This is a genomic window from Paraburkholderia sp. (assembly GCF_004298475.1).
GTDB lineage: Bacteria > Pseudomonadota > Gammaproteobacteria > Burkholderiales > Burkholderiaceae > Paraburkholderia > Paraburkholderia denitrificans.
Genome location: NZ_SCRP01000002.1, coordinates 149119 through 175232 on the forward strand (window position 1 = coordinate 149119; position 26114 = coordinate 175232).

Genomic DNA, 26114 nt, shown 5'->3' on the forward strand with positions numbered 1-26114 from the left:
CGCCCTCAGGCACGTCAGGGGCTTCGGGTGCCTCAGGTGCGCATCGCGGGTCATGCACCGCCGATACATCGAAAACCGCATTCGTGCTCCCCCATCACGTCCATCAAAACCCTTTGGAACCTGTTTGTCGCCCTTCCGAGCGTTCAAAACCTTCTACTTTTCTTCGCGGCTGCAGGCAATCCGTAAAGGCCATGCGGCACGCCGCATGGCCCGCGACACCACGCTATAATCGACCGCCCGCAACCGTCGTCTGCCGCATGGCTTCAAGTGCGCGCCGCAGGCGAGTTCCACGCGCCTGCTCCCCTGTTTTTCGTTCACGCCCGTTTTTCGCTTACGCCCGCCCAACGCCCAAGTGAATCCGCTACTCGACACCCTTCAGACCTATCCCTTCGAAAAGCTGCGCGCCCTTTTCAAGGAGGTCACGCCGAAAGCCGGCCTGCGGCCCATCAGCCTGGGCATCGGCGAGCCGAAACATCCGACGCCCGCGCTGATCCGCGACGCCGTGGTCGCCTCGCTCGACGGTCTCGCGGTGTATCCGGCGACAGCGGGCAGCCCCGCGCTGCGCGAGTCGATCGCGAACTGGATCAAGACGCGCTACACGTTGCCCGCCATCGACGCGAGCACCGAAGTGCTGCCGGTCTCGGGCTCGCGCGAGGCGCTGTTCGCGCTCGCGCAGGCCGTGGTCGATCCGGCCGCTGGCGTGAAAGACCCGGCCAGACGGGCGATCGTACTCTGCCCGAACCCGTTCTACCAGATCTACGAAGGCGCCACGCTGCTCGCGGGCGGCGAGCCGTACTTCGTGAACAGCGATCCGGCACGCAACTACGCGTGCGACTATTCGCAGGTGCCCGAGGACGTGTGGGCCCGCACGCAGCTGCTCTACGTGTGCTCGCCCGGCAACCCCACTGGCGCCGTACTCACGCTCGACGACTGGCGCGAACTCTTTGCGCTGTCCGACCGCTACGGCTTCGTGATCGCCTCCGACGAGTGCTACTCCGAGATCTACTTCGACGAAACGAAGCCGCCGCTCGGCGGCCTCGAAGCGGCGCACCGCCTCGGCCGCGGCTTCGAGCGCCTCGTGATGCTGTCGAGTCTTTCGAAGCGCTCGAATGTGCCGGGCATGCGCTCGGGCTTCGTCGCAGGCGACGCCGCGATCCTCAAGCGGTTTCTGCTCTACCGCACCTACCACGGCGCGGCGCTGTCGCCGGTCTGGCAGGCCGCGAGCGTGGTCGCGTGGGGCGACGAGCAGCACGTCCGCGAAAACCGCGCGAAGTACGCGCGCAAGTTTGCAACGGTCACGCCGATGCTCGCCGACGTGCTCGACGTGCGTCTGCCGGACGCCGCGTTCTACCTCTGGGCGAATGTCGCGCGCACCGGCCTGTCCGATACCGCTTTCGCCCAGCGTCTCTACGCCGACTATAATGTGACGGTCCTGCCGGGCTCCTATCTGGCCCGCACCGCGCACGGCACGAATCCAGGACAGAATTTCGTCCGCATGGCGCTCGTCGCCGACGTCGAGGAGTGCATCGAGGGCGCACAACGCATCGTCGATTTCTGCCGCTCGCTCGCCTGAACGCCACGCGCGGCACCCACGAGGCATGCCGCGCCCGCACCGTCTTCCCTATCCGAACTCACACGAAACCAACACCATGTCGCAACAACTTCAGCAGATCATCGACAACGCCTGGGAAAACCGCGCAGACTTCTCGGCGAAGTCCGCACCGAACGACGTGCGCGAAGCCGTCGCCCACGTCATCGCGGAACTGGACCGCGGCGCACTGCGCTGCGCCGAGAAGAAAGACGGCGGCTGGGTCGTCAACCAGTGGGTGAAGAAGGCCGTGCTGCTGTCGTTCCGTCTCGAAGACAACGTGCCGATGCCCGCGGGCGGCTACAGCCAGTTCTACGACAAGGTGCCGTCGAAGTTCGCGAACTACACCGCCGAAGACTTCGCTGCGGGCGGTTTTCGCGTCGTGCCGCCGGCCATCGCGCGCCGCGGCTCGTTCATCGCGAAGAACGTCGTGCTGATGCCGTCGTACACGAACATCGGCGCATACGTCGACGAAGGCACGATGGTCGACACCTGGGCCACGGTCGGTTCGTGCGCGCAGATCGGCAAGAACGTGCACCTCTCGGGCGGCGTCGGCATCGGCGGCGTGCTGGAGCCGCTGCAGGCCAACCCGGTCATCATCGAAGACAACTGCTTTATCGGCGCACGCTCGGAAGTCGTGGAAGGCGTGATCGTCGAAGAGAACTCGGTCATCTCGATGGGCGTGTACCTCGGCCAGAGCACCAAGATCTACGACCGTGAAACCGGCGAAGTTTCGTACGGCCGCATTCCGGCGGGCTCGGTCGTCGTCGCGGGCAACCTGCCCTCGAAGGACGGCTCGCACAGCCTCTATTGCGCCGTGATCGTCAAGAAAGTCGATGCGAAGACGCGCGCCAAGGTCGGCCTGAACGAGCTGCTGCGAGGCGACTGATGGCGGCGAGCAAAACCGTCGTCTATGGCATTCCGAACTGCGACACCGTGAAGAAGGCCCGTGTGTGGCTCGAAGCGCACGGCATCGCGTTCGAATTTCACGATTTCAGGAAGGCGGGCGTGAGCGCGCCGATGATCGAAAGCTGGCTCAAGGACGTGTCCCTCGAAGCGCTTGTCAACCGGCGCGGCACGACGTGGCGCGGCCTGCCCGACGAAACGAAATCGGCGGCCGAAAACCAGGACGGCGCGATCGCGCTGATGATCGAGAAGCCATCGGTCATCAAGCGGCCCGTCGTCGTCGTGAACGGCCGTGTGAAGACGCTCGGTTTTTCGGCGGAACAGTACGCCACGCTCTTCGCGTGAGCCGGACTGCTTCGCACAACGCGTAATAACAAGCTGTTGCCGGCGCCCGTGTGAACCCGCGGCGCCGGCATTTTTATTGAAAGTGGCCCTTCCATGTCCGGCACCCTCGCCCTTACCGAAGCCCTGATCGCGCGCGCGTCCGTCACGCCCGACGACCAGCACTGCCAGCGCATCATGACCGAGCGCCTCGCGCCGCTCGGCTTCACGTGCGAAACGATCGAGTCGCACGGCGTGACGAACCTGTGGGCCGTGAAGCGCGGCACTCACGGAGCCGCCGGACCGCTCCTCGCCTTCGCGGGCCATACCGATGTCGTGCCGACCGGCCCGCTCGAACAGTGGAAATCGCCGCCGTTCGAGCCGGTGCAACGCGACGGCAAACTCTACGGCCGGGGCGCCGCCGACATGAAAACCTCGCTCGCTGCGTTCGTCGTGGCAAGCGAGGAGTTCGTCGCCGCGCATCCGCAGCATCGCGGCGCCATCGCCTTTCTCATCACGAGCGACGAGGAAGGCCCCGCGACCGACGGCACCGTGAAGGTCGTCGAAGCGCTGCAGCAGCGCGGCGAGAAAATCGATTACTGCATCGTCGGCGAGCCGACTTCGACGCACACGCTCGGCGACTGCGTAAAGAACGGCCGCCGCGGCTCGATATCGGGCAAGCTGATCGTCAAGGGCGTGCAGGGGCATATCGCCTATCCGCATCTCGCGAAAAACCCCGTGCATCTGCTCGCGCCCGCACTCGCCGAGCTGGTGGCCGAAAAGTGGGATGACGGCAACGAATACTTCCCGCCCACGACGTGGCAGGTGTCGAACCTGCACAGCGGCACCGGCGCAAGCAACATGATTCCGGGCCACGCCGACGTCCAGTTCAACTTCCGCTTCTCGACCGCCAGCACGGTGGAAGGCCTGCAGCAGCGCGTGCATGCGATCCTCGACAAGCACGGCCTCGACTACGAGCTGCACTGGACCGTGAGCGGCCTGCCGTTCCTCACCCCGCGCGGCGCGCTGTCGAACGCGCTCGAAAAAGCGATTTTCGACGAGACCGGCGTCACGACCGAACTCTCGACGACGGGCGGCACGTCCGACGGCCGCTTCATCGCGCGCATCTGCCCTCAGGTGGTCGAATTCGGCCCGCCGAACGGCAGCATCCACAAGATCGACGAGCATATCGAACTCAAGTACGTCGAACCGCTGAAGAACGTGTATCGTCGCGTGCTCGAACAACTGATCGCCTGAACACGCCTGCCGGAGCCCCCCACATGACGCATCCCCTGTCGACCACCTTTTCCACCGTGCGCGACCTGCTGCGCTACGCCGTGACGCGCTTCACCGCCGCGGAACTCGCGTTCGGCCACGGTTCGTCCAACGCCTACGACGAGGCCGCCTACCTGATCCTGCACACGCTGCATCTGCCGCTCGATCTGCTCGATCCGTTCCTCGACGCACGGCTCGCGGCCGACGAGATCGACGCCGTGCTCGGCGTGATCGAGCGCCGCGCGACCGAGCGCGTGCCCGCCGCCTACATCACGAACGAAGCGTGGATGCACGGCGTGCGCTTCTACGTCGACGAACGCGTGATCGTGCCGCGTTCGTTCATCGGCGAACTGCTCGCAGACGGCCTTCAGCCGTATGTCGAGGATCCCGAACAAGTGGGCGCGGTGCTCGAACTGTGCACCGGCTCGGCAAGCCTTGCGATACTCGCCGCGCACGCGTTCCCGAACGCCGACATCGACGCAGTCGATCTCTCGGCTCCGGCGCTCGAAGTGGCGCGCCGCAACGTCCACGAGCACGGCTTCGACGAACGCATCGCGCTGTTCGAAGGCGACCTGTTCGCGCCGTTGGCCGAACGCCGTTACGACGTCATCCTGACGAACCCGCCGTACGTGAACGCCGAATCGATGGAGGCGCTGCCGCCCGAATACCGTCACGAGCCGGAAATGGCGCTCGCGGGCGGCGCGGACGGCATGGACATCGTGCGCCGCATTCTGGCGCAGGCGCGCAACTGGCTGACCGACGAAGGCGTGCTCGTGGTGGAGATCGGCAACGAGCGCGCGAACGTGGAAGCCGCGTTCGGCGGGCTGGACCTCGTCTGGCTCTCGACGAGCGCCGGCGACGATCAGGTGTTCCTGATCCAGGCGGCCGATCTGCCGGTGTAAGCGCCTGATGTAAGTCCCTTTTCGCGCGCGAAAACGGGCGAAAACCGTCAGATCGCGGTTTCGCGCGCGAAAATCGGAACAACGCGGAACGACGCAGAACAACGCGGAACGACGCGGCACGCGACGCCCGGGGCCAGAACCATCACCCCAGCCCGGCCGGGTTCGGTAAGATGGAAGCTTCCCGGCTACAGCGCTACGGTGTCGTCCAGCATCCGGCGCGCCCCGCGCCTCTATGCAATTCGACTGGTCACAGCTCGGCCCGCTTCTCGCGATCATCCATCTCCTCGGAATCGCTGCGGCGTGTCACGCCATCCTCAACACCCGCACCTCGCAAGGCGCGATAGCGTGGGCTGTGTCGCTCGCGACGATGCCCTATCTGACGCTGATCCCCTACCTTTTCCTCGGCCGCAGCAAGTTCGCGGGCTACGCCGACGCGCGGCGGCTGCGCAATGCAACCCTGCGCTCGCGCGCTCGCGCGCCCGAGTGCGACGAGCTCGCTTCCACCGGCGAATGGCCGGTCGAAGAACTCGGCGCGCGCGTCATCCAGACGATGGCGCAACTCGGCGGCATGCCGATCGTGCCCGGCAATTCAGTACGCACGCTCGTGAACGGCGAAGCCACGTTTTCGGCCATCTTCGAGGCCATCGAGCAGGCGCGCCACTACGTGGTCGTGCAATTTTTCATCGTGCATGCGGATACCCTCGGCGAGATGCTGAAGGACACGCTCATCCAGTGCGTGGCGCGCGGCGTGCGTGCGTTCTTCCTCTACGACAGCATCGGCTGCTTCGACCTGCCCGCGAGCTACGTCAGCGCATTGCGCGCAGGCGGCGTCGTGGTGCATCCGTTTTCGACCCGGCGCCACTTCGTCAACCGCTTCCAGCTCAACTTCCGCAACCACCGCAAGATCGTCGTCGTGGACGGCGAACGCGCCTTTGTGGGCGGGCACAACGTGGGCGTCGAATACCTCGGCGCCAGGCCGCCGCTCTCGCCCTGGCGCGACACGCATATCGAAGTGCGCGGTCCCGCCGTCGCGAACATCCAGTTCGCCTTCACCGAGGACTGGTACTGGGTCACGCACGCGTTGCCCGACTGCGAACCGCCGCCCGTCGCGCCTTGCGACGACAACATGTTTTGTCTCGTGATGCCGACCGGTCCCGCCGATCGTCAGGAAACCTGCTCGCTCATCTTCGTCGAGGCGATCAATGCGGCACGCCGGCGGCTGTGGATCACCACCCCCTATCTCGTGCCCGATGAAGCGGTGTTCTCGGCGCTGCGGCTCGCGGTGCTGCGCGGCGTAGACGTACGCATCATGATTCCGGGCCGCCGCGACCACTACGTGGTGTTCGAGGCCTCGACGCTGTACGCATTCGATGCCATCCGCGCGGGCATTCGCATCTTCCGTTATCAGCCTGGCTTCCTGCACCAGAAGGTCTTGCTGATCGACGACGTGGCGGCAGTCGTCGGCAGCGCGAACCTCGACAACCGCTCGTTCCGGCTGAACTTCGAGATCATGGTGCTCACGGTGCACCGCGGCTTCGCGGCCGAAGTCGAAGCGATGCTGCTGCGCGACTTCGAGCAAGCCGTGGAGATCGACCGCACCGAATACCGCGACGCGCGCGCCTGGCGCAAGATGACCATGCATCTCGCACGCCTGTTCGCGCCGATCCTCTAGCCGCGCGGTTCACAACAACCGGTCACAACAGCTTTTCGATATCCGCCGCGATTGCCTCTGGTTTGGTGACCGGCGCATAGCGCTTGACCACATTGCCGTTGCGGTCGACGAGGAATTTCGTGAAATTCCACTTGATCGCCTCGAGCCCGAGCACGCCCGGCGCCTCGCCCGTGAGCCAGCGATAGAGCGGATGGGCATTCGCGCCATTCACGTCGATCTTGCCGAACATCGGAAACCTGACGCCATAGTTCTGCTCGCAAAAGCTGCCGATCTGCGCCGCGTCGCCCGGCTCCTGCTTGCCGAACTGGTTGCACGGAAAACCGAGCACGTCGAGGCCGCGCGCGGCATACGCCTCGTAAAGCTTTTGCAGACCCGCGTACTGCGGCGTGAACCCGCACTCGCTCGCCGTGTTCACGACCAGCAGCACCTTGCCGGCGAAGCGTTCAAGGCTTACTGGCGCGCCGCCGCCAAGCGGTTCTGCTGAAAACGAATAGATCGACGTCATCTGTGCACTCCCCGGGAAATGACCCAGTTTAGGTGAGAATCGCCGCGCGCCGCACCTCTGCCGAACGGCTGATGCCGGCGCACGGGCCGCACGGTCTAAAATAGCGGTTTTCCCAAGCTGGCGCCGCTGTGATCCGCTTCAATCAATTCAGTCTTGCCCGCGGCACCAAGCCGCTTTTCGACCAGACCTCATTCACGCTGAACCCCGGTGAAAAGGCCGGTCTCGTCGGCGCGAACGGCGCGGGCAAATCAACGCTGTTCGCCGTGCTGCGCGGCGAGCTGCACGCGGATGCGGGCGACTTTTCGCTGCCGCCCTCATGGCGGATCGCGCACGTCGCGCAGGAAACGCCGGCAGTCGAGCGCACGGCGCTCGACTACACGCTCGACGGCGACGCCGCGCTGCGCGACATCGAGGCGCGCATCGCCGCGGCATCTGCGGCGCACGACGGTGCAGCGGAAGCCGAGGCGCACGCGGCCTTCGCCGACGCCGACGGCTACACTGCGCCCGCGCGCGCCGAAGCGCTGCTGCTCGGGCTCGGCTTCACGCTCGAGCAGACGCGCGCGCCGGTCTCGAGCTTCTCGGGCGGCTGGCGCATGCGCCTGAACCTCGCGCAGGCGCTGATGTGCCGCTCCGATCTGCTGCTGCTCGACGAACCCACGAACCACCTCGACCTCGACGCGATCGTCTGGCTCGAAGACTGGCTGCATCGCTACCCGGGCACGCTCATCGTGATCTCGCACGACCGCGAGTTCCTCGATTCCGCCTGCAACGTCACGCTGCATCTGGAAAACCAGCAGATCAAACGCTACGGCGGCAACTACTCGCAGTTCGAAATCCTGCGCGCGCAACAACTCGCGCTCCAGCAAAGCGCCTACGAAAAGCAGCAGAAAACCGTCGCGCACCTGCAAAGCTTCATCGACCGCTTCAAGGCCAAGGCGACCAAGGCGCGCCAGGCGCAAAGCCGCGTGAAGGCGCTGGAAAAGATGGAGCTGATCGCGCCCGCGCACGCAAGCTCGCCGTTCACGTTCGAATTCCGCACGCCCGATTCCGCGCCGAATCCCATGCTCATCATGGAAGACGTGCGTTGCGGCTACCGCGCCGAGGACGGCAGCGAAACGCCCATCGTGAGCGATGTCGCGCTGTCGATCCAGAACGGGCAGCGCATCGGCCTGCTCGGGGCGAACGGCCAGGGCAAGTCCACGCTCATCAAGACGCTCGCCGCTACGCTCGCGCCGCTCTCAGGCGATCTGCGCACGGGCAAGGGCCTGCAGATCGGCTATTTCGCGCAGCATCAGCTGGAAACATTGCGCCCGGACGACTCGCCGCTGCAGCATCTCGCGCGCCTCGCGCCCGATACACGCGAGCAGGAACTGCGCGACTTTCTCGGCGGCTTCAATTTCCCCGGCGAAATGGCCACGGCGTCCATCGCGCCGTTTTCGGGCGGCGAAAAGGCGCGGCTCGCGCTCGCGCTCATCATCTGGCAGAAGCCGAACCTGCTGCTGCTCGACGAGCCGACCAACCACCTCGATCTCGAAACGCGTCACGCGCTCACGATGGCGCTCGCGCAATTCGAAGGCACGCTGATCCTCGTCTCGCACGACCGCCATCTGTTGCGCGCGACCACCGATCAGTTCATGCTCGTCGCCAGACATCGCCTGCAGCCGTTCGACGGCGATCTCGACGACTATCGCGACTGGCTGCTCCAGCACGCCGCCGAGCAGCGCGCCGCCCTCCGGCAGGATGCGGGCGGCGACGGCGCGGCCGATGCGGGCGTCAATCGCAAGGAGCAACGCCGCCAGGAAGCGGAGACGCGCCAGAAGCTGTCGCAGCTGAAAAAACCGCTCCAGGTGAAAATCGGCAAGATCGAGAAGGAAATGGACACGCTCAACGCGGAAAAAGGCACGCTCGATGCCTTCGTTGCCGACCCCGCGAGTTACGAGCCCAGCCAGAAGACACGCCTGACCGAAGCAATCCGCCGCCAGGCCGAAGTCCAGGCGCGCCTCGATACGCTCGAAGCCGACTGGCTCGACGCGCACGAGGATCTCGAACAGATTGGCTAGCCGCGGCGCACGCGCCGTACGAAGCGAAGGAGATACGAGTGTCGTCACCTGCTGCGTTACAAGGTCTACGCGTCCTTGATCTGACCATGCTGCTGCCCGGCCCGGTTGCCACGCTGCGTCTCGCGGAAATGGGCGCGGACGTGCTGAAGATCGAGCCGCCCGGCGCTGGCGACGCGGCCCGCGCGATGATGCAAAGCTCCGCGGACGAAGTCGCCACGCGACCCGGCGCGTTCTACCGCCTCGTCAACCACGGCAAGCGCGAAACCCGGATCGACCTGAAATCGCAAAGCGGGCGCAATGTCCTGCTGGCGCTCGCGCGCGAAGCGGACGTGCTCGTCGAGAGCTTTCGGCCCGGCGTGATGACGCGGCTGGGCGTCGGCTACGAGACGCTGAGCCAGATCAATCCGAAGCTCGTTTACTGCGCCATCAGCGGATACGGCGCCGACAGTCCGTTCGCCGACCGCGCCGGGCACGACCTGAACTACATCGGCTATTCGGGCGTGCTCGACCAGCTTGCAGCGCGCGACGGCACGCCGGTACTGCCGAACTTCCAGATCGCCGACCTGCTCGGCGGCGCGCTCTCAGCCGTCACGCAGATCCTCGCCGCACTCTGGCAGGTCGCGCGCGGCGGCACGGGCCGCTTCATCGACATTTCGATGGCGCACGCCGCTTACGCGTACAACGTGGTCGCGCAAGTCGCGCTCGCCAACGACGACGCGGCAGCCCTCCAGCCCGGCGGCGGCCTGCTCAACGGCGGCGTGCCCTGCTACAACCTGTATCGCACCCAGGACGGCCGCTGGCTCGCCGTCGGCGCGCTGGAACTGAAGTTCTGGCAGGCGTTCTGCAAGGCGCTCGGCCGCGAAGAGTGGGCCGAGCGGCACTGGAGTCTGGGGCAGGCAATCGGCGGCACGGATGCTGCGGGGCTCATACGCGAACTCGCGGCGGTCATCGCGGCGGAGCCGTTGCAAACGTGGATCGATCTGCTTGAACCGATCGACTGTTGCGTGACACCTGTGCTCACCGCAGGTGAGGCGTCGCGCCACCCGCTGTTCAACCCGGACGCCCTGCAGAAAGCACTCACGGAAAACACCGCAGAGCAGGCAAACAATCCGGTCGCGCAAGATGCGGCAGCGCAAAGCGCGCCCCGCGTGAATCCGCAAATGGGCGCGTTCAGCAGCGGCAAGCCGTTCTCCTACGGCCCCTGGAACTGAAACCCGGCGCAGTGCAAAAGTAAAAATGGGCGCACATGGCGCCCATTTTTACTGGCTAACGCCGCGGCAGTGTTTGCCGGGGCGTGCGTTCGTCGTCGTAGAGAATGTACCTGCGGCCTTCCACGTGATGCGCAATCGTGCTGCGCACCTGGGCCGCCGTCACGTTCCCGGCCACCACGCGTCGCGAGATGCAGCCGTCGCTGTCGATCCACTCGACGATGCGGCAACTGCTGCCCCAGGGCTGCATGAGCGGCTCGGATATCCTGCACCCGCGCACGACGATCGAACGACTATCGGCGAGCGTATCAACCTGTTTCACGACGCTATCCTTTCCGCTGCGTGCGAGTCAAACACGCGGCCAAGAATAGGGAAATCGCAGAAAGCCCAGGTTACAGTGCGTGGCAGGGTTGTTACCAATCATTACGCGACAGTACAGGGGCCGCAGCGCCCTGCGTGTACCTCGCCTGCGCCTTGCCTGCGCCTTGACTGCACCTTGCCTACACCTGAGTGAATAGCCGTATCCGGCCGGTTTCATTCGAGCGTGCGGACTTTGTCGATGGCCTCTTCGATCCGCTCGACCGCGATTACCTGCAAGCCGTCGACCGGCTGCTTCGGCGCGTTCGCACGTGGAATCAGCGCGCACGAGAAACCCAGCTTCGCCGCTTCCTTCAGACGCTCCTGGCCGCGTGGCGAAGGCCGGATCTCGCCCGCAAGCCCCACTTCGCCGAAAACGATCAGCCCTTTGGGCAACGCCTTGTTACGCATCGACGAGTGAATGGCCAGCAGCACGGCGAGGTCGGCGGCCGGTTCGGTGATCTTCACACCGCCCACGGCGTTCAGGAACACGTCCTGATCGAAGCATGCGATTCCCGCGTGCCGATGCAGCACCGCGAGCAGCAGCGCAAGCCGGTTCTGTTCGAGACCGACGGCGAGTCGCCGCGGATTGGGCACCTGAGCGGTATCGACGAGCGCCTGCACCTCGACGAGAAGCGGACGCGAGCCTTCCTGGGTCACGAGCACGCACGAACCCGGCACGCTTTGTTCGTGCTGCGAGAGAAATAGCGCGGACGGATTCGCGACACCACGTAAGCCTCGCTCCGTCATTGCGAACACGCCGAGTTCGTTGACCGCGCCGAAGCGGTTCTTGAACGCGCGCACGAGACGGAACGACGAATGGGTATCGCCTTCGAAGTACAGCACGGTGTCGACGATGTGTTCGAGCACGCGCGGCCCCGCGAGGTTGCCCTCCTTCGTGACGTGGCCGACCATGATGATCGCGGTGCCCGACTGCTTCGCGATGCGCGTGAGCTGCGCCGCGCACTCGCGCACCTGCGCGACTGAACCGGGCGCGGAAGTCAGCGCCTCGGAATAGATGGTCTGGATCGAATCGATCACCGCAACATCGGGTTTTTCGGCCTCGATGGTTGCCTGAATCTTTTCGAGCTGGATTTCGGCGAGCAGTTGCAGTTCGCTCGCTTTCGAGCCGGGATCGAGCAGCGCAAGCCGTTGCGCGCGCAACGCAATCTGCGCCGCCGATTCTTCGCCGCTGACGTAGAGCGCGCGGCGCTCGGCCGCAATCTGTGCGAGCGACTGCAGGAGCAGGGTCGATTTGCCGATGCCCGGATCGCCGCCGATCAGCACCACGCCGCCCGCCACGAGGCCGCCGCCCAGCACGCGATCGAATTCGCCGACACCGGTCGTGAAACGCGGCACGTCGGACGCCTCGATATCGGCGAGGCGCCGCACGGGCGCGTTCTTCGCGAGCGACTGGTAGCGGTGGTTGCCCGCCGGTTCGGCGACGCCTTCCACCAGCGTGTTCCACGCGCCGCACGCGGGGCATTGCCCTTGCCACTTGGGAACCTGCCCGCCGCACTCGCTACACGTATACAGCGTCTTGACCTTCGCCACCGCTTATTCCGCCCGTACCGGCACGCGCGGTGCAACGGCGCACATCAGCTCGTAGCCGATCGTGCCGCACGCCTGCGCAACGTCGTCGATCGGCAGGGCCGCACCCCAAAGCTCGACACGCGCCCCCACACCCGCACGCGGCACCGGGGTGAGATCGACCGTGAGCATGTCCATCGACACACGCCCGACCACGCGCGTGCGCACGCCCTCGACCACCACGGGCGTGCCTTCGGGCGCGCTGCGCGGATAGCCGTCTGCGTAACCGCAGGCGACGACGCCGATGCGCATTGGCTTGCGTGCCGTGAAAGTCGATCCATAACCGATGGTCTGGCCTTCGGCGATGGTTTGCGTGCCGATGATCTCGGCACTGAACGTCATGGCGGGCTGCAGTCCGACACCATCAATCGCCGAGGCCACGCCCGACGGCGATGCGCCATAGAGGATGATGCCCGGCCGCACCCAGTCGAAGTGCGCGGCCGGATACCAGAGCGTCGCAGCCGAATTGGAGAGGCTGCGCACGCCGGCGATGCCTTGCGCGCCGCGCTCGAACGTATCCATCTGCTCGGCGATGCCGCGCGGCGTATCGGCGTCGGAGAAGTGCGTCATCAGCGTGATCTGACCAATGCCGGGGCAGGCGCGCGCCCGCTCCCACGCCGCGCGATATTTTTCGGGTGTGTAGCCGAGCCGGTTCATGCCGCTGTTCATTTTCAGCTGTACGTTGACCGGCTTCGAAAGACGCGCCATTTCGAGCATGCGCATCTGCTCGTCGGAGTGCACGACCGTCGTGAGACTGTAGCGGTCGATCACGTCGATATCGGTGGGACGAAAGAAGCCTTCGAGCAGCAGGATCGGACCCGCCCAGCCCAGTTCGCGCAGTTTCACGGCTTCTTCGAGATCGAGCAGCCCGAAGCCGTCCGTGGCCCGCAGACCGGGGAACGCACGGGCGAGCCCGTGCCCGTAGGCGTTGGCCTTGACTACGGCCCAGATTTTCGACTTCGGCGCGTATCGGCGGGCGACGGCGAGATTGTTGGCGAGTGCGGCGGTATGAATCGTGGCTGAGAGGGGGCGAGGCATGGGAAATTTTCGTAAAGACGCTTTTGAATCATGAGCTTACGATGCACTTCCAGTGCCCGGAAGTCCCATCTGTAGGACGCTCGAGGAATCTGCTAGTCGGAATGCACCTATTTTCATGATATAAAGCCCTGCGCACAACCCATTTCGAACGTAATAAGCCCGGATGCATCCCATCCGTCCGGGGCGGACGGACCGCAGCGAGGACAGCATCGCATCAGATGAAAAAAGGCTTTTACACCATCATGGCCGCGCAGTTTTTTTCGTCGTTGGCCGACAATGCGCTCCTGATCGCTGCAATTGCACTGCTGAAAGATCTCCACGCCCCGAGCTGGATGACCCCGCTGCTCAAGCTGTTCTTTGTCCTTTCCTACGTTGTTCTGGCCGCCTTCGTCGGCGCCTTCGCCGATTCGCGCCCCAAAGGCCGCGTGATGTTCATCACGAACACGATCAAGGTCGTGGGCTGCGCCATGATGCTCGCGGGCACGCACCCGCTATTCGCATACGGCGTCGTGGGGTTCGGGGCTGCGGCCTATTCGCCCGCGAAATACGGCATCTTGACCGAGCTGTTGCCGCCTGAACGGCTCGTCGCCGCGAACGGCTGGATCGAGGGCACCACCGTCGGATCGATCATTCTCGGCACCGTCCTCGGCGGCGCGCTCATCAGCCCGCATATCGCGTTGCACATGCTCCGCCACACGCCTGCGTCGGTCCAGACCCCCGCTCAGGCCGCGATGCTCGTCATCATGGTCATCTACGTCGTCGCAGCCCTCTTCAATCTGCGCATTCCCGATACCGGCGCACGCTACCCGCGCCAGCAACGCGGGCCCGTGCGCCTCGTGGCCGATTTCGCCGACTGCTTCCTGATCCTGTGGCGCGACAAGCTCGGCCAGATCTCGCTCGCCGTCACGACGCTTTTCTGGGGCGCGGGCGCCACGCTGCAGTTCATCGTGCTCAAGTGGGCCGAAGTCTCGCTCGGCATGTCGCTCTCAGAGGGCGCGATCCTTCAGGCCGTCGTGGCCGTGGGCGTCGCGGCCGGAGCCATCATTGCCGCCGCACGCGTGCCGCTCAAGAAGTCGCTGTCGGTGCTGCCGGTCGGCATCGTGATGGGACTGGCCGTCATGACGCTTGCGTTCTACACGCGCGATCTCTTTCCGCCGCACTGGGGCATGCGCATCGGCCACATGCACGTGAGCGGGTACCTCACCTTCGCCTACCTGTTCCTGATTTTCATCGGCGGGCTCTCCGGCTTCTTCGTCGTACCGATGAACGCGCTGCTCCAGCATCGCGGCCACGTGCTGCTCTCCGCCGGCCACTCCATCGCCGTGCAGAATTTCAACGAGAACCTCTCGGTGCTCGTCATGCTGTGCCTCTATGCCGTGCTCGTCTGGCTCGACGTGCCCGTCACCGTCGTCATCGTGCTGTTCGGCACCTTCGTCTGCCTCATGATGTGGCTCGTGATGCGCCGCCATCAGGCCAATCAGCGCGCGTTCGACTCCATCGCGCTGATCGGCGAAAATCACCGCCATTGATCCCGTTATTGCCTCCGCGTGCGCGCCTCGTGCGCACGTCTTCGGGCGCCCGCCCGCCCGTCAAGCTGCCATGACTTCATCCATTTCGAACGTCCTCACCATCGCCGGCTCGGATTCGGGCGGCGGCGCGGGCATCCAGGCCGACCTCAAGACATTCTCGGCACTCGGCGCGTACGGCGCGAGCGTGATCACCGCGCTCACCGCGCAGAACACGCGCGGCGTCACCGCGATCCACACGCCGGATCCCGCGTTCGTCACGGCGCAGCTCGACGCGGTATTCGACGATATCCGCATCGACGCCGTAAAGATCGGCATGCTCGCGAACGCAGCGATCGTGCGCGCCGTCGCCGACGCGCTGCACCGTCACAAACCGGCGCGCATCGTGCTCGACACGGTGATGATTTCGAAGAGCAATCACGCGCTGCTGGCGCCGGAAGCCGTCGCCGCGCTGCGCGAGGAATTGCTGCCGCTCGCGGGCGTCGTCACGCCGAATCTGCCGGAAGCCGCGGCGCTGCTCGGCGTCGCGCCCGCCGCCGACGAAGCCGCGATGGTCGAGCAAGGCGAAGCGCTGCGCGCACTCGGCGCGCGGGCCGTGCTGATGAAGGGCGGCCATCTCGGTAGCGGCGACAGCCCGGACTGGCTCGTCGAAGCGAGCGGCACGCTGCGTCTTGGCGCGAAGCGGGTGCCGGTCACCAATACGCACGGCACGGGCTGCACGCTGTCTTCGTCTGTCGCGGCGCTGTGGCCGCAGCGGGCGACGCTTGCCGAAGCCGTCAGCGACGCCAAGCAGTACCTCACCGGCGCACTCGAAGCGAGCGATCGTCTCGACGTCGGCCACGGCGTCGGGCCCGTGCATCACTTCTATCGCTGGTGGTGAGCGTCTGGTGGCGAGCGTTCGCGCGCGGCCTTATTCGCGCGCAAACGCCCTGGCTTGCGCGGGCCAGTCGTCGGGGACGATGAAGCCGCGCGACTGCTCGATGTAGCGGTTTGCCGCGTCGGCGACGAAGGCGGCCACCATCGCCGGTTCGTCGGGGCGCGGCAGATCCGCAAGCAAGGTTTCAGGATCGCCTGGGGCCGCAACCGACATTTGATCGGCGAAGGCACCCGGCAAATCAACCGACCCTTCCCCGCTTCTCCCGGCGCGCAGCGATAGCTCAGTCTGCATGCGCGCTGTCGCCGCCATCCCCGACGATTCGCGCTTGCCATCTGCGATACGGCGCGGCGCGAGCCACGCCATGCGCGGCAATGCGCTCCAGCCGTCGGCAGCCTGCCGTGCTGCGAAAGCGGGCCACTCCGTGCGTGTGACCCACCAGCCGCGTGCGTGGCCTCGCGCGAGCGCGGGCGGATCGTTCACGGCGGCTGGCGCACTTGCCCCCGCTTGATAGAACAGCCAGCCTTTCACGAACATCTGCGCGATCCACGGCCCAGGAAATCCGAGCGACACGAATTCCTCCCGCTCGCTGAGCCGAAGCTGATGATCGATCAGATGGGTGCGTTTGCGATCCAGACGGTCGCGCAGACCAGGCCCGACGAAGTCCGCGAGCGTTGCCTGCGCATCCCCGCAATGCAGGTAGCACTTCACCGCCAGTTCCCAGTGCAGACGCTGGCCATCGCGCGTTTCTACAAGAAAGTCGCATTCGCCGAGCGTGTGGCCCGCGCGCCGCAACGGCACGTTGGCCGCCACGAGCCGCGCTGCGGGGCCGTATTCAAGGAACCAGCCAAGCAGGATCTCGGCGTAGCGGCCAAGCCGCTTCGGCCGGCTGCCGTCGAGCACCGCATGCAGCGGCGCCGGATCGCGATCGAGTTGAATGAGCCATTGCGCGGCGGCATGCGCCTCGGCGGGATGGCTCCACGGCTCGGCGAGCGGCGACCGGGGTGGTTGTGCGCTCAACAGATCCGCGCTGAAGAGCAACCACGCGAGATCGCGCACTGCAGGATCGGTCAGCCCGTCGAGACGCCCGGCGACATCGACGCCGGATGTGTCCGAGGGCTGGGCGGCGGTCATTTTTCGCCGCCGTCCGCCTTACGCCAGATATCGCGCGCGAGGCAGAGATCCGCCCACGCCTTCGACTTGTCGTGCAGGCTGCGCAGCAGGTAAGCGGGGTGATAGGTGACGATCACAGGCACGCCCTCGTATTCGTGCACGCGGCCGCGCAGCGACGCGATGCTGGCCTCGCTCTTGAGCAGGCTCTGCGCGGCAAAACGGCCCAGGGCGACGATGATCTTCGGCTTGACGAGCGCGACCTGGCGCTGCAGATAGGGTTCGCAGCGCGCGACTTCATCGGGCTCGGGATTGCGGTTGCCGGGCGGGCGGCACTTGATGACGTTGGCGATATAGACGTTCTCGCCGCGGGCGAGCGACAGTGCGCGCAGCATGTTGTCGAGCAGCTTGCCAGCCTGACCGACAAACGGTTCGCCCTGACGGTCCTCGTTCTCGCCGGGCGCTTCGCCGATCAGCATCCAGTCGGCCTCGCGGTCGCCTACGCCGAACACCGTCTTCGTGCGCTTCTCGCACAGACGGCAGCGCGTGCAGGCTTCGACGCGTTCGGCGAGCGCATCCCAGTCGAGCGATGCGACATCGTTTCGGGGTGCTGCGGATTGCGAACGAGGTTCGTCGCCATGCGCGCCGGGCAGCGCGGGCACGGCGTCAAACCAGGCGAAATCTTCTTCGGTCAGTGGCGGCGGTTCGTCGGACGCGACCGGGACGGCCGTTGCACGGGTGGCCGCTTCGGCCGACGGCGCGACAGACGCTGCATCGTCGATCGTTTCGACAGCATCCGCGCGCGCGGCGCGCGCCGGAAGATCGCCCAAACGTGCTGGTCGTGCTGCCTGCACTGATTGCCGTCGCGCGTCAGCCTGCGCGGCAGGCGCGGCGACAGCATCAGCCACAGCGGCATCTCCCGCACCGGGAGCAACCGGCGCGGCCAGCTCGCCTGCAATGGCCGCCTCAACCGCTGCCGTTGCGGCAACACGCGACGCCTGCGTGCCTTTGCTCACCCAGCGCGGCGAGAGGCCCAGTTCGTCCAGCGCGAACTCATTGAGCGCCATCCGCGCCCTCCCCTGCAAAAGAAAAACGCATCACGATCGCATCCTCGCGGCTGTGATGCCGGGCCGGATAGTAGTTCTTGCGCCGGCCGATCGTGACGAAGCCGAACTGCTCGTACAGCCGGATCGCGCGATGATTCGATGGCCGCACTTCCAGCAGCAGCCCTTCGAGCCGCTGCGCTCCCGCAATCCGCACCGCCTCGCGCAACAGCGCGAGCCCGGCGCCCGCGCCCTGCGCCGCGGGCGCGACGCACAGGTTCAGCAGATGCATCTCGTCGACCACCGGCATCAGCACGCAGTAGCCGAGTAGCGTGCCTGTCATGTGGCGCATGCAGATGCCGAAATAGCCGTTGCGCAGCGAATCTTCGAAGTTGCCGCGCGACCACGGAAACTCGTATGCGACCCGCTCGATGGCGGCGACCTCGTCGAGGTCGCTCTCGGTCATCTGCGACAGATAGCGGTCGGTCATCAACACGCCGCTCATCGCCCGTCCTCTGTGGCGGACGCCGGCGGCACATCCTGGACACCCGGGGCGGCGCGCCCGGCCTTCGCGGCCAGCCGCTCGGCCGTGGTCTGGGCGACCTTGTTGCGCACGTATTCGGGCGCGGCCTGGTCGGCGCGCAGCGTGTGGCCCGCGCGGAACGCGCGCAACGCGGCATGCGCGAGCGGCAACGCGTGCGGCAACGCCTCGGCGTCGATCACACGAGCCGCATGAGAGGCCGCGAGCCGCGTGCCGAACGCCGCAGCGGCGTTGCCCGCCAGCGTGAAGGGAGCCTCGGGCGCGACGATGCGCTCCGGCGCGTCGAGCGACGCGGGATGCACCGTGCGCCAGTCGCGCGCCGCCGCGTCCCACTCGAACTCGGCCCAATAGGCTTCGTCCATACGGGCGTCGAGCGCGGCCAGCACGTGCGTCGCAGCGGCATCGCGCAGCCGCGCGCTTTCGGCGCAAACGAGCAGCGTGCCGACCGGCACGACCGGAATATCGAGCCCGAATGCGAGTCCCTGGGCGACGCCCGTTGCGGTGCGCAGCCCGGTGAACGAGCCCGGCCCGGCGCCGAAGGCAATCGCGTCGCAGTCCGCGAGCGTCAGCCCGGCTTCGGCGAGCAGCTCGCCGATGGCCGGTAGCAGGCGCGTGCTGGACACGGCGCCGGTGGCCTCGTGGCGCACCCACACGGCCACTTCGGCGTACGGTTCGGTGACGGACGCACCGCCGGAGGCGGCGGTGGCGCGAAGAAGGGCGACCGAGCAGAATTCGGTCGACGTATCGAGGGCAAGCAGCACGGTGTCGTTCATGACCGCCATTGTAATGCGACGCCCCGCGCTCTCCCATGCGGGACGTGGTGCGTGCGTCGCCGGCCCGATTCTGGAGGAATCGCTCCAGACAGATGTGGAACGCGCTGCTACCATCGGCGCCTGTTTCCGCGCTATGTCTGCGCGGCTTCTGATTAAACCCGTAGAGGAAAGACGATGAGTGACGTAAATGCGCTGTTCGAGAAAGCCCATGAAGAAGTGCAGCAGTTGCCCGAACGGCCGGGCAACCTGACGCTGTTGCGCCTCTATGCGCTCTACAAGCAGGCTACCAAAGGCGACGTCCACGGCGACAAGCCGGGTTTCACCGACATCGTCGGCAAGTACAAGTACGAAGCCTGGGCCGCCCTCAAGGGCACGGCCCAGGACGCAGCGAAGCAGCAATACGTCGAGCTGGTCGAATCGCTCAAGCGCGGCGACGCAAGCTAGGCACCCGGGCAGGCGCTGCACCGTGGGCATCGCCGTGGCCATCGCGGTGGCCATGGATTGCGGCTGGAGCGGCTGGCAGATACGCCAGCCGCCGTCCGCAGCGCGCCGCATTCCCTCGCTGGCAACTCGCTCTGGCGCAGCGCAACAAATCCGGATATAATTCGCGGCGCGCCGGGTTCCGGCCACCCAGCCAGAGCTGGGCGGGCCAGCAAGGCGCCTCGCAGCGTTAAGCTCCAATCCAGTTTAGAACCTGTCCCCTCCTGCCTTGGCCCTTCGGGCCGTCATGTATCAGGCTGGCGGCAAGCCAATATCGGTGCGCCGCATCCGAAACAGCTTCTAACGAAAATCCACCATATGGGGTGGATTGCCCCCGTTTTTCGATTTGTTCGCAAAATCCGACGACTTGGGTATGCCGATTGGCGCCGACGTTCTATTTCCTGTATTCCCAAGGATTTTCATGACTTCGAGCATTACCCCAAGCCCCCTCGACGCGATCGCCGGCAAAGCCCTCGGTCTCGGTGACGCTGCCGACGCATCTACGCAAGTCGCGGCACAAGCTGCTGCGCAAACCGCGGCACAAGCTGCCCCGCAAGCCACCGATACGCCCGAAGTGCCCGAAGGTCCGACCTTCGTGTCGCTCGGCCTGTCGCCTGAGATCGTCTCGGCGCTGACCGCAGCGGGCTACAAGTCGCCGACCCCCGTGCAGCAGCGCGCCATTCCTGCTGCCATCGCCGGGCGCGACCTGATGGTCTCGAGCCCGACCGGTTCGGGCAAGACCGCGGCCTTCATGCTGCCCGCGATCGAGCGCTTCGCGCAGATCCAGAAGGCGCAGGCCGCACAGCCGCGCGAGCCGCGTCCGCAGGGCGAGCAAGGCGATCGCCGCCAGCGCCGTCCGCAGCCGGTCGCGCGCCCGGGTCTCCTCGTCCTCACGCCGACGCGCGAACTCGCCATGCAGGTGACCACCGCTGCGTCGACCTACGGCAAGCATCTGCGCCGCCTGCGCACGGTCAGCATCCTCGGCGGCGTGGCCTACGGCCAGCAGTTGATGCTGCTCGCCAAGAACCCCGAGATTCTCGTCGCGACGCCGGGCCGTCTGCTCGACCACCTCGAGCGCGGCCGCATCGACCTGTCGGAACTCAAGATGCTCGTCCTCGACGAAGCGGACCGCATGCTCGACATGGGCTTCATCGAAGACATCGAGACGATCGTCGCCGCCACGCCCGAGTCGCGTCAGACCATGCTGTTCTCGGCCACGCTCGACGGCAAGATCGGCTCGCTCACCGGCCGCCTGCTGAAGGATCCGGAGCGCATCGAAATCACGCACAAGATCGAGGCGAATTCGAACATCGCGCAAACCGTGCATTACGTCGACGACCGCGACCACAAGGATCGTCTGCTCGACCACCTGTTGCGCGACGAGAGCCTCGACCAGGCCATCGTGTTCACGGCGACCAAGATGGATGCGGACCAGCTGGCCGGCCGTCTCGCCGACGCCGGTTTCGAATCCGCCGCACTGCACGGCGACCTGCCGCAAGGCGCGCGCAACCGCACGATCCGCTCGCTGCGCGAGCGCCGCGTGCGCGTGCTCGTCGCGACCGACGTCGCGGCGCGCGGCATCGACATTCCGGGCATCACGCACGTCTTCAACTACGACCTGCCGAAGTTCGCCGAAGACTACGTGCACCGTATCGGCCGTACGGGTCGCGCGGGCCGCTCGGGCGTCGCGGTGAGCCTCGTGCATCACGCCGAGCAAGGCGCGCTCAAGCGCATCGAGCGCTTCGTGCGTTCGACGCTGCCGGTCAACGTGGTCGAAGGTTTCGAGCCGCGCAAGGCACCGCCCGCGAATCGCGGCTTCGGCGGCCGCGGCCGTCCTGGCGGCAATGGCAACGGCGGCCGGCGCTTCGGCAGCGGCAAGCCGGGCGGCTATGGCAACCGTAGCGGCAACGGCAGCAACGGCGGCGGCTGGCAAGGCAAGTCCGAAGGCTCGCGTGGCGGCTATAGCGGCCAGTCGCGCGACGGCGGTTACGGCCAGCGTGACGGCGGCAACGGTGGCAACGGCGGGTCCCGCGAAGGCTACGGCGCTTCGCGCGGCGAAGGCGGCAACGGCAACAGCCGCGGCTACGGCCAGCCGCGCGGCGAAGGCTACGGCCGCTCGCGCGAGGGCTACAGCGCCCGCCGCAACGACGGCCCGCGCGGCGCGCGTCGCGACAGCTAAGCGCTGTTTCTTGCGGGAGCAAGGCAGGATTTCCGGCCTGCTCCCGAAGCTGCACATCGAAGACCGGTGCCTCGTCACCGGTCTTTTTTTGCCTCCGTCAAGGTTTCACGATATGAAAAAATTTTTTGCTTCGTAAAAAATTGTGCTGCGTGGCACAAAGCAACTCATTGCAAGATGGGAAATTGCATCCCTCATTACGAAACGAATCAAATAACCAATTGATTTTATTGAACTAAAAAACATCAAAAAACCCGCATAGAGATCTGTCGTCCCCATATCGATTTGCCTAGACTCTTATATAAGACTTCACGAAACAAAACGCACGGAAGCGTAAGAGAAGTACCTCATTTTGCGAAGTCACCGATTTCATCCGGTCTTACTTATCAGGCAAACGAAGGAGCACATCATGTCGACCCGTCAGGAACAAGCGAAGCAACTCCAACAGGAATGGGATACCGATCCGCGCTGGAAAGGCATCAAGCGCAACTACACCGCCGACGACGTGGTGCGTCTGCGCGGCTCGGTCCAGCCTGAGCACACGCTCGCGAAGCAAGGCGCACAAAAGCTGTGGAACGGCGTGAACAACGAGCCGTTCATCAACTCGCTCGGCGCGCTGACCGGCAACCAGGCCATGCAGCAGGTGAAGGCCGGTCTCAAGGCGATCTATCTGTCGGGCTGGCAGGTCGCGGGCGACGCCAATCTCGCCGGCGAAATGTACCCGGACCAGTCGCTCTACCCCGCCAACTCGGTGCCGCAAGTCGTGAAGCGCATCAACAACACGCTCACGCGCGCCGACCAGATCCAGTGGTCCGAAGGCAAGAACCCGGGCGACGAAGGTTACGTCGACTTCTTCCAGCCGATCGTCGCGGACGCTGAAGCCGGCTTCGGCGGCGTGCTGAACGCATTCGAACTGATGAAGGCCATGATCGACGCGGGCGCCGCAGGCGTGCACTTCGAAGACCAGCTCGCTTCGGTGAAGAAGTGCGGCCACATGGGCGGCAAGGTGCTCGTGCCGTCGCGCGAAGCCGTCGCCAAGCTGACCGCCGCGCGTCTCGCTGCCGACGTCTGCGGCGTGCCGACCGTGCTGCTCGCCCGCACCGACGCGGAAGCCGCCGACCTCGTCACCTCCGACATCGACGACAACGACAAGCCGTTCCTCACGGGCGAGCGCACGGTGGAAGGCTTCTTCCGCACGCGCAACGGCCTCGAACAGTCGATCGCGCGCGGTCTCGCCTACGCGCCGTACGCTGACATGATCTGGTGCGAAACCGGCAAGCCGGACCTCGAGTTCGCCAAGAAATTCGCGGAAGCGATCCACAAGCAGTTCCCCGGCAAGCTGCTGGCGTACAACTGCTCGCCGTCGTTCAACTGGAAGAAGAACCTCGACGACGCAACGATCGCGAAGTTCCAGCGCGAACTCGGCGCGATGGGCTACAAGTTCCAGTTCATCACGCTCGCGGGCTTCCACTCGCTCAACTACTCGATGTTCAACCTCGCACACGGCTATGCGCGCCAGAACATGAGCGCGTTCGTCGAACTCCAGCAGGCCGAGTTCGCCGCCGCCGAAAAGGGCTTCACCGCCGTGAAGCACCAGCGCGAAGTCGGCACGGGCTACTTCGACGCCGTGACGCAGACGGTCGAGCGCGAAGCGTCGACGACCGCCCTGCACGGTTCGACGGAAGACGAGCAATTCTTCGACAAGAAGGTGGCGTAAGACCACCCGCAGCAAAGGCACCGCCGGGCGGTGCCGCAGCCGGTACGCGTGACCCTGGCGGGGCTCGCCGGCTGCGACAGCAATCCGGCGTGCCGCTTATTGCAACACAAGGCTTCCACGACAGGGCGAGCCAATCAGGAGGCAGAACGAGGCCATGCGCGGCCGGACACGATCCGGCCCGCCGCACGGCCCGGCAACCTGCCGGGCACGCGGCACCCGGTCTCGCCAGCAAATAAAGCCCGACAAGGGCAGCACCACGGAAGGCGCATGGGCATCGGCTGTAGGTTACGTGCCCATGCGCCGGCTGTGGCGACTGCGGCGGTTGTGACGCGCCGCAAGCTGGGTCTGTCGCGTGTTTTGCGTTCTCAGCGGTAAACGATCACCGGAATTTTTGTATGCGTGAGCACGCGCTGCGTCTCGCTGCCGATCAACAGGCTGCCGAGTCCCCGGCGTCCGTGCGACGCCATGAAGATCACGTCGCAGCCGCCCGCTTCGGCCGCTTCGATGATGCCGAGATACGGCGACGGATGAACGCTCGTACGGCTTTCGCAGACGACACCCGCGCTACGCGCCGTGTTCTCGATTTCCTGCAGATGCGCGCGCGCCTCCCGCTCGGCGCGGGTCTGGAAATCGCCGGGTTGCTCGATCACGACGTCCGCGTACGGTGCATACGGATATTGCGGCAGACACGCGTAGGCCGTGACTCGTGCCCCAACGGTGCGCGCCAGGTCGATCGCGCCGTCGACCGCCTTCTTCGACAGATCCGAACCGTCGGTAGGAACGAGAATGTGCTTGAACATGGCGCCCTCCGTTGTGCGCAACGGCCAGTCGCGGCGATCCGGGCATTCCGGGTGTTCGGCATCCGGATCCCGTCAGATCGATTGTAGTGCGCTAAAAACGGGCGCAAGGCGCACATGCGGGTCTCCACGCATATCGGAAACGCGCATGCGGGCGCTCGAACGAAGCCGTCACTCCCCGCCCCAGTACCGCGGATGACCGTACGTATGCTTGAGAAGATCGAGAAAGAGGCGCACACGCAAGGGCAAATGCCGCCGCTGCGGAAACACCGCATGGATGCCGACGGGCGGCGCGGCAAACCCATCGAGCACGGCAACGAGCCGCCCCGCTGCGATGTCCTCACCGACTTCCCACCACGAGCGCCACGCCAGTCCGTGGCCGTCGAGACACCATTCGTGCAGCACTGCACCGTCCGTGCATTCCATCGTGCCCGTCACGCGCATCGACACCACCTTCCCCTCTTGCTGAAAAGTCCAGCCGCGCTGCTGGTTCGCGCCGCTCGCACCGAGCGCGAGACAGTTGTGGCGCGTGAGATCGGCGAGCGTTTCGGGCGCGCCGCGGCGCGCGAGGTAATCCGGCGAAGCGACGCACACGCGGCGGTTCTCGCCGAGCTTGAGCGAAACGAGCGACGAGTCCGGCAGCTCGCCGAGGCGCACGGCGCAATCGAAACCCTCGTTGACGAGATCGACCAGGCGATCGGAGAGATCGAGCGTGATCGAGACGTCGGGATGCGCGCTCGTGAAGGCCGGTACGAGCGGCGCGACGTGACGCCGTCCGAAGCCCGCCGGCGCCGACACGCGCACGTGCCCGCTCGCCTTCACGCGCCCCGCCGAAACGCTCGCTTCGGCGTTCTGCATGTCGTTGATGATGCGCTGGCAGTCCTCGAGGAACGCGGAGCCTTCGAACGTCAGCGTGATGCGGCGCGTCGTGCGTACGAGCAGCTTGACGCCGAGCCGCTCTTCGAGCGCATCGATACGGCGTCCGATGATGGCGGGCGCGACCCCTTCGGCTTGCGCGGCGGCGGAGAGGCTGCCCTTGGCCGCGACGGCGGCGAAAGTTTCGATCTGCTTGAAGCGGTCCATCGGCGGGTAATGAGACGTGAATATGTGAATGAATCGGGTGGTAAAGGCCGTGCGAATGGCCAGATTAGGTGGGCAAAAGTAAAAGATCAAGTGATCGGCGCGCCCTTTTTCAGTGATAGAGCGCATCCATACAATTCAGAACGCCCCCTGAAGATGGAGGATCCGACGATGCCCGCCACAACGGAAAAAAGTGCTGCAAAAAGCGTCGCACGAAGCGCGACCCGATTCCCGACAGCCGTGATTTGCGACGCCTGCGGCACGCTGTTCGACGTGCATTCGGTCGTCGCCGCCACCGAGCAGGTGTTCCCCGGCCACGGCGATGCGCTCTCACAGCTCTGGCGTCTCAAGCAAATCGAATACACGCAGTTGAACACGCTGTCCGATCCGGCTGGCGCACGCTATCGCCCGTTCCGGATCAGCCGCCAGCGACTGCCCGTCGAAGAACTCGGCGTCGCCTCGCACGACACCGGAAGCGGCGTGGCCGAACTCGCCGACTTTCTCGACACCGCAGCGCTGCCCGAACGGACCCCGGCGCGCCCCCGAGCGGGCGCATGACGATCCTGCCCCACCGG

The 26114-nt window shown here is 65.7% G+C and carries 23 protein-coding genes and 1 pseudogene; 14 read left to right on the forward strand and 10 right to left on the reverse strand.

From position 1 onward, the window contains the following. Window positions 1-352: 352 nt before the first annotated feature. The 6 genes from dapC (at window position 353) to cls (ending at window position 6664) form a co-directional block, all read left to right on the forward strand. Window positions 353-1573 (forward strand): succinyldiaminopimelate transaminase, encoded by a 1221-nt coding sequence (dapC, locus tag EPN59_RS00805; protein ID WP_293036694.1) that lies wholly within the window; start codon window positions 353-355, stop codon window positions 1571-1573. Between the two features lie 76 nt (window positions 1574-1649). Further along, complete coding sequence (dapD, locus tag EPN59_RS00810) at window positions 1650-2477, forward strand: 2,3,4,5-tetrahydropyridine-2,6-dicarboxylate N-succinyltransferase (RefSeq protein ID WP_293036696.1); 828 nt, start codon at window positions 1650-1652, stop codon at window positions 2475-2477. After that, entirely contained in the window at window positions 2477-2839 is a 363-nt protein-coding gene (locus EPN59_RS00815; RefSeq protein ID WP_293036697.1) for an ArsC family reductase, read from the forward strand. The genes dapD and EPN59_RS00815 overlap by 1 nt, the downstream gene beginning before the upstream one ends. Window positions 2840-2932: 93 nt before the next feature. Next, entirely contained in the window at window positions 2933-4072 is a 1140-nt protein-coding gene (gene dapE, locus EPN59_RS00820) for a succinyl-diaminopimelate desuccinylase (protein ID WP_293036699.1), read from the forward strand. Window positions 4073-4107: 35 nt separating this feature from the next. Beyond that, window positions 4108-4992 (forward strand): 50S ribosomal protein L3 N(5)-glutamine methyltransferase, encoded by an 885-nt coding sequence (gene prmB, locus EPN59_RS00825; RefSeq protein ID WP_293036714.1) that lies wholly within the window; start codon window positions 4108-4110, stop codon window positions 4990-4992. A 232-nt stretch (window positions 4993-5224) separates the two neighbouring features. After that, window positions 5225-6664 carry a cardiolipin synthase gene (cls, locus tag EPN59_RS00830; protein ID WP_293036700.1) on the forward strand — a complete coding sequence of 480 codons (1440 nt, stop codon included), beginning with the start codon at window positions 5225-5227 and terminating at the stop codon, window positions 6662-6664. A 22-nt stretch (window positions 6665-6686) separates the two neighbouring features. Here the strand turns inward: cls and EPN59_RS00835 are convergent, their stop codons facing one another. After that, on the reverse strand, window positions 6687-7169 hold the full coding sequence (locus EPN59_RS00835; protein WP_293036702.1) for a glutathione peroxidase: 483 nt from the start codon (window positions 7167-7169) through the stop codon (window positions 6687-6689). A 128-nt stretch (window positions 7170-7297) separates the two neighbouring features. Here EPN59_RS00835 and EPN59_RS00840 point away from each other — a divergent pair, with 128 nt between their 5' ends. Further along, window positions 7298-9229: an ATP-binding cassette domain-containing protein gene (locus EPN59_RS00840; protein WP_293036703.1), complete on the forward strand. Its 1932-nt coding sequence runs from the start codon at window positions 7298-7300 to the stop codon at window positions 9227-9229. Between the two features lie 38 nt (window positions 9230-9267). After that, the gene (locus EPN59_RS00845; protein WP_293036705.1) at window positions 9268-10440 is read left to right on the forward strand and encodes a CaiB/BaiF CoA-transferase family protein; all 1173 of its coding nucleotides are present in this window, start codon (window positions 9268-9270) and stop codon (window positions 10438-10440) included. A 55-nt stretch (window positions 10441-10495) separates the two neighbouring features. Here the strand turns inward: EPN59_RS00845 and EPN59_RS00850 are convergent, their stop codons facing one another. The 3 genes from EPN59_RS00850 to alr all read right to left on the reverse strand — a co-directional run bounded on the left by EPN59_RS00850 (window position 10496) and on the right by alr (window position 13422). Beyond that, window positions 10496-10759, reverse strand: coding sequence for a DUF2866 domain-containing protein (locus EPN59_RS00850; RefSeq protein ID WP_293036706.1), 264 nt, complete (start codon window positions 10757-10759; stop codon window positions 10496-10498). A 212-nt stretch (window positions 10760-10971) separates the two neighbouring features. Further along, window positions 10972-12348 carry a DNA repair protein RadA gene (gene radA / locus EPN59_RS00855; RefSeq protein WP_293036708.1) on the reverse strand — a complete coding sequence of 459 codons (1377 nt, stop codon included), beginning with the start codon at window positions 12346-12348 and terminating at the stop codon, window positions 10972-10974. 3 nt (window positions 12349-12351) lie between these two features. Then, the gene (gene alr / locus EPN59_RS00860; RefSeq protein WP_293036709.1) at window positions 12352-13422 is read right to left on the reverse strand and encodes an alanine racemase; all 1071 of its coding nucleotides are present in this window, start codon (window positions 13420-13422) and stop codon (window positions 12352-12354) included. 218 nt (window positions 13423-13640) lie between these two features. On the opposite strand from alr, the gene lplT reads away from it, so the two are divergent. Both lplT and thiD read left to right on the forward strand, forming a co-directional pair. Further along, window positions 13641-14951: a lysophospholipid transporter LplT gene (lplT, locus tag EPN59_RS00865; protein ID WP_293036711.1), complete on the forward strand. Its 1311-nt coding sequence runs from the start codon at window positions 13641-13643 to the stop codon at window positions 14949-14951. Window positions 14952-15021: 70 nt separating this feature from the next. Continuing rightward, window positions 15022-15828: a bifunctional hydroxymethylpyrimidine kinase/phosphomethylpyrimidine kinase gene (gene thiD / locus EPN59_RS00870; protein ID WP_293045352.1), complete on the forward strand. Its 807-nt coding sequence runs from the start codon at window positions 15022-15024 to the stop codon at window positions 15826-15828. Between the two features lie 30 nt (window positions 15829-15858). Here thiD and EPN59_RS00875 read toward each other — a convergent pair whose 3' ends face one another. Genes EPN59_RS00875 through tsaB form a run of 4 tightly spaced genes read right to left on the reverse strand, consistent with a single transcriptional unit; the run spans window position 15859 to window position 19289 of the window. Next, window positions 15859-16956: a DUF1853 family protein gene (locus EPN59_RS00875; RefSeq protein ID WP_293045354.1), complete on the reverse strand. Its 1098-nt coding sequence runs from the start codon at window positions 16954-16956 to the stop codon at window positions 15859-15861. Then, complete coding sequence (locus tag EPN59_RS00880) at window positions 16953-17999, reverse strand: uracil-DNA glycosylase (protein ID WP_293036719.1); 1047 nt, start codon at window positions 17997-17999, stop codon at window positions 16953-16955. Before EPN59_RS00880 ends, EPN59_RS00875 begins: the two co-directional genes overlap by 4 nt. Then, entirely contained in the window at window positions 17986-18480 is a 495-nt protein-coding gene (rimI, locus tag EPN59_RS00885) for a ribosomal protein S18-alanine N-acetyltransferase (RefSeq protein ID WP_293036721.1), read from the reverse strand. The genes EPN59_RS00880 and rimI overlap by 14 nt, the downstream gene beginning before the upstream one ends. Then, entirely contained in the window at window positions 18477-19289 is an 813-nt protein-coding gene (gene tsaB, locus EPN59_RS00890) for a tRNA (adenosine(37)-N6)-threonylcarbamoyltransferase complex dimerization subunit type 1 TsaB (RefSeq protein WP_293036723.1), read from the reverse strand. The genes rimI and tsaB overlap by 4 nt, the downstream gene beginning before the upstream one ends. Window positions 19290-19463: 174 nt before the next feature. Between tsaB and EPN59_RS00895 the strand changes: the two genes are divergently transcribed. The 3 genes from EPN59_RS00895 to aceA all read left to right on the forward strand — a co-directional run bounded on the left by EPN59_RS00895 (window position 19464) and on the right by aceA (window position 23662). Next, entirely contained in the window at window positions 19464-19733 is a 270-nt protein-coding gene (locus EPN59_RS00895; RefSeq protein WP_293036725.1) for an acyl-CoA-binding protein, read from the forward strand. Window positions 19734-20190: 457 nt separating this feature from the next. Beyond that, window positions 20191-21948 carry a DEAD/DEAH box helicase gene (locus EPN59_RS00900; protein ID WP_293045357.1) on the forward strand — a complete coding sequence of 586 codons (1758 nt, stop codon included), beginning with the start codon at window positions 20191-20193 and terminating at the stop codon, window positions 21946-21948. 406 nt (window positions 21949-22354) lie between these two features. Further along, on the forward strand, window positions 22355-23662 hold the full coding sequence (aceA, locus tag EPN59_RS00905) for an isocitrate lyase (RefSeq protein ID WP_293041033.1): 1308 nt from the start codon (window positions 22355-22357) through the stop codon (window positions 23660-23662). 365 nt (window positions 23663-24027) lie between these two features. Here aceA and EPN59_RS00910 read toward each other — a convergent pair whose 3' ends face one another. Both EPN59_RS00910 and EPN59_RS00915 read right to left on the reverse strand, forming a co-directional pair. After that, a complete protein-coding gene (locus EPN59_RS00910; protein WP_293041036.1) occupies window positions 24028-24462 on the reverse strand; it encodes a universal stress protein in 435 nt (144 codons plus the stop codon). Between the two features lie 168 nt (window positions 24463-24630). Beyond that, the gene (locus tag EPN59_RS00915; protein ID WP_293041039.1) at window positions 24631-25542 is read right to left on the reverse strand and encodes a LysR family transcriptional regulator; all 912 of its coding nucleotides are present in this window, start codon (window positions 25540-25542) and stop codon (window positions 24631-24633) included. A gap of 168 nt (window positions 25543-25710) precedes the next feature. Between EPN59_RS00915 and EPN59_RS00920 the strand changes: the two are divergent. After that, window positions 25711-25953 (forward strand): annotated as a pseudogene (locus EPN59_RS00920) (haloacid dehalogenase); the annotation flags it as partial. Window positions 25954-26114 lie beyond the last annotated feature (161 nt).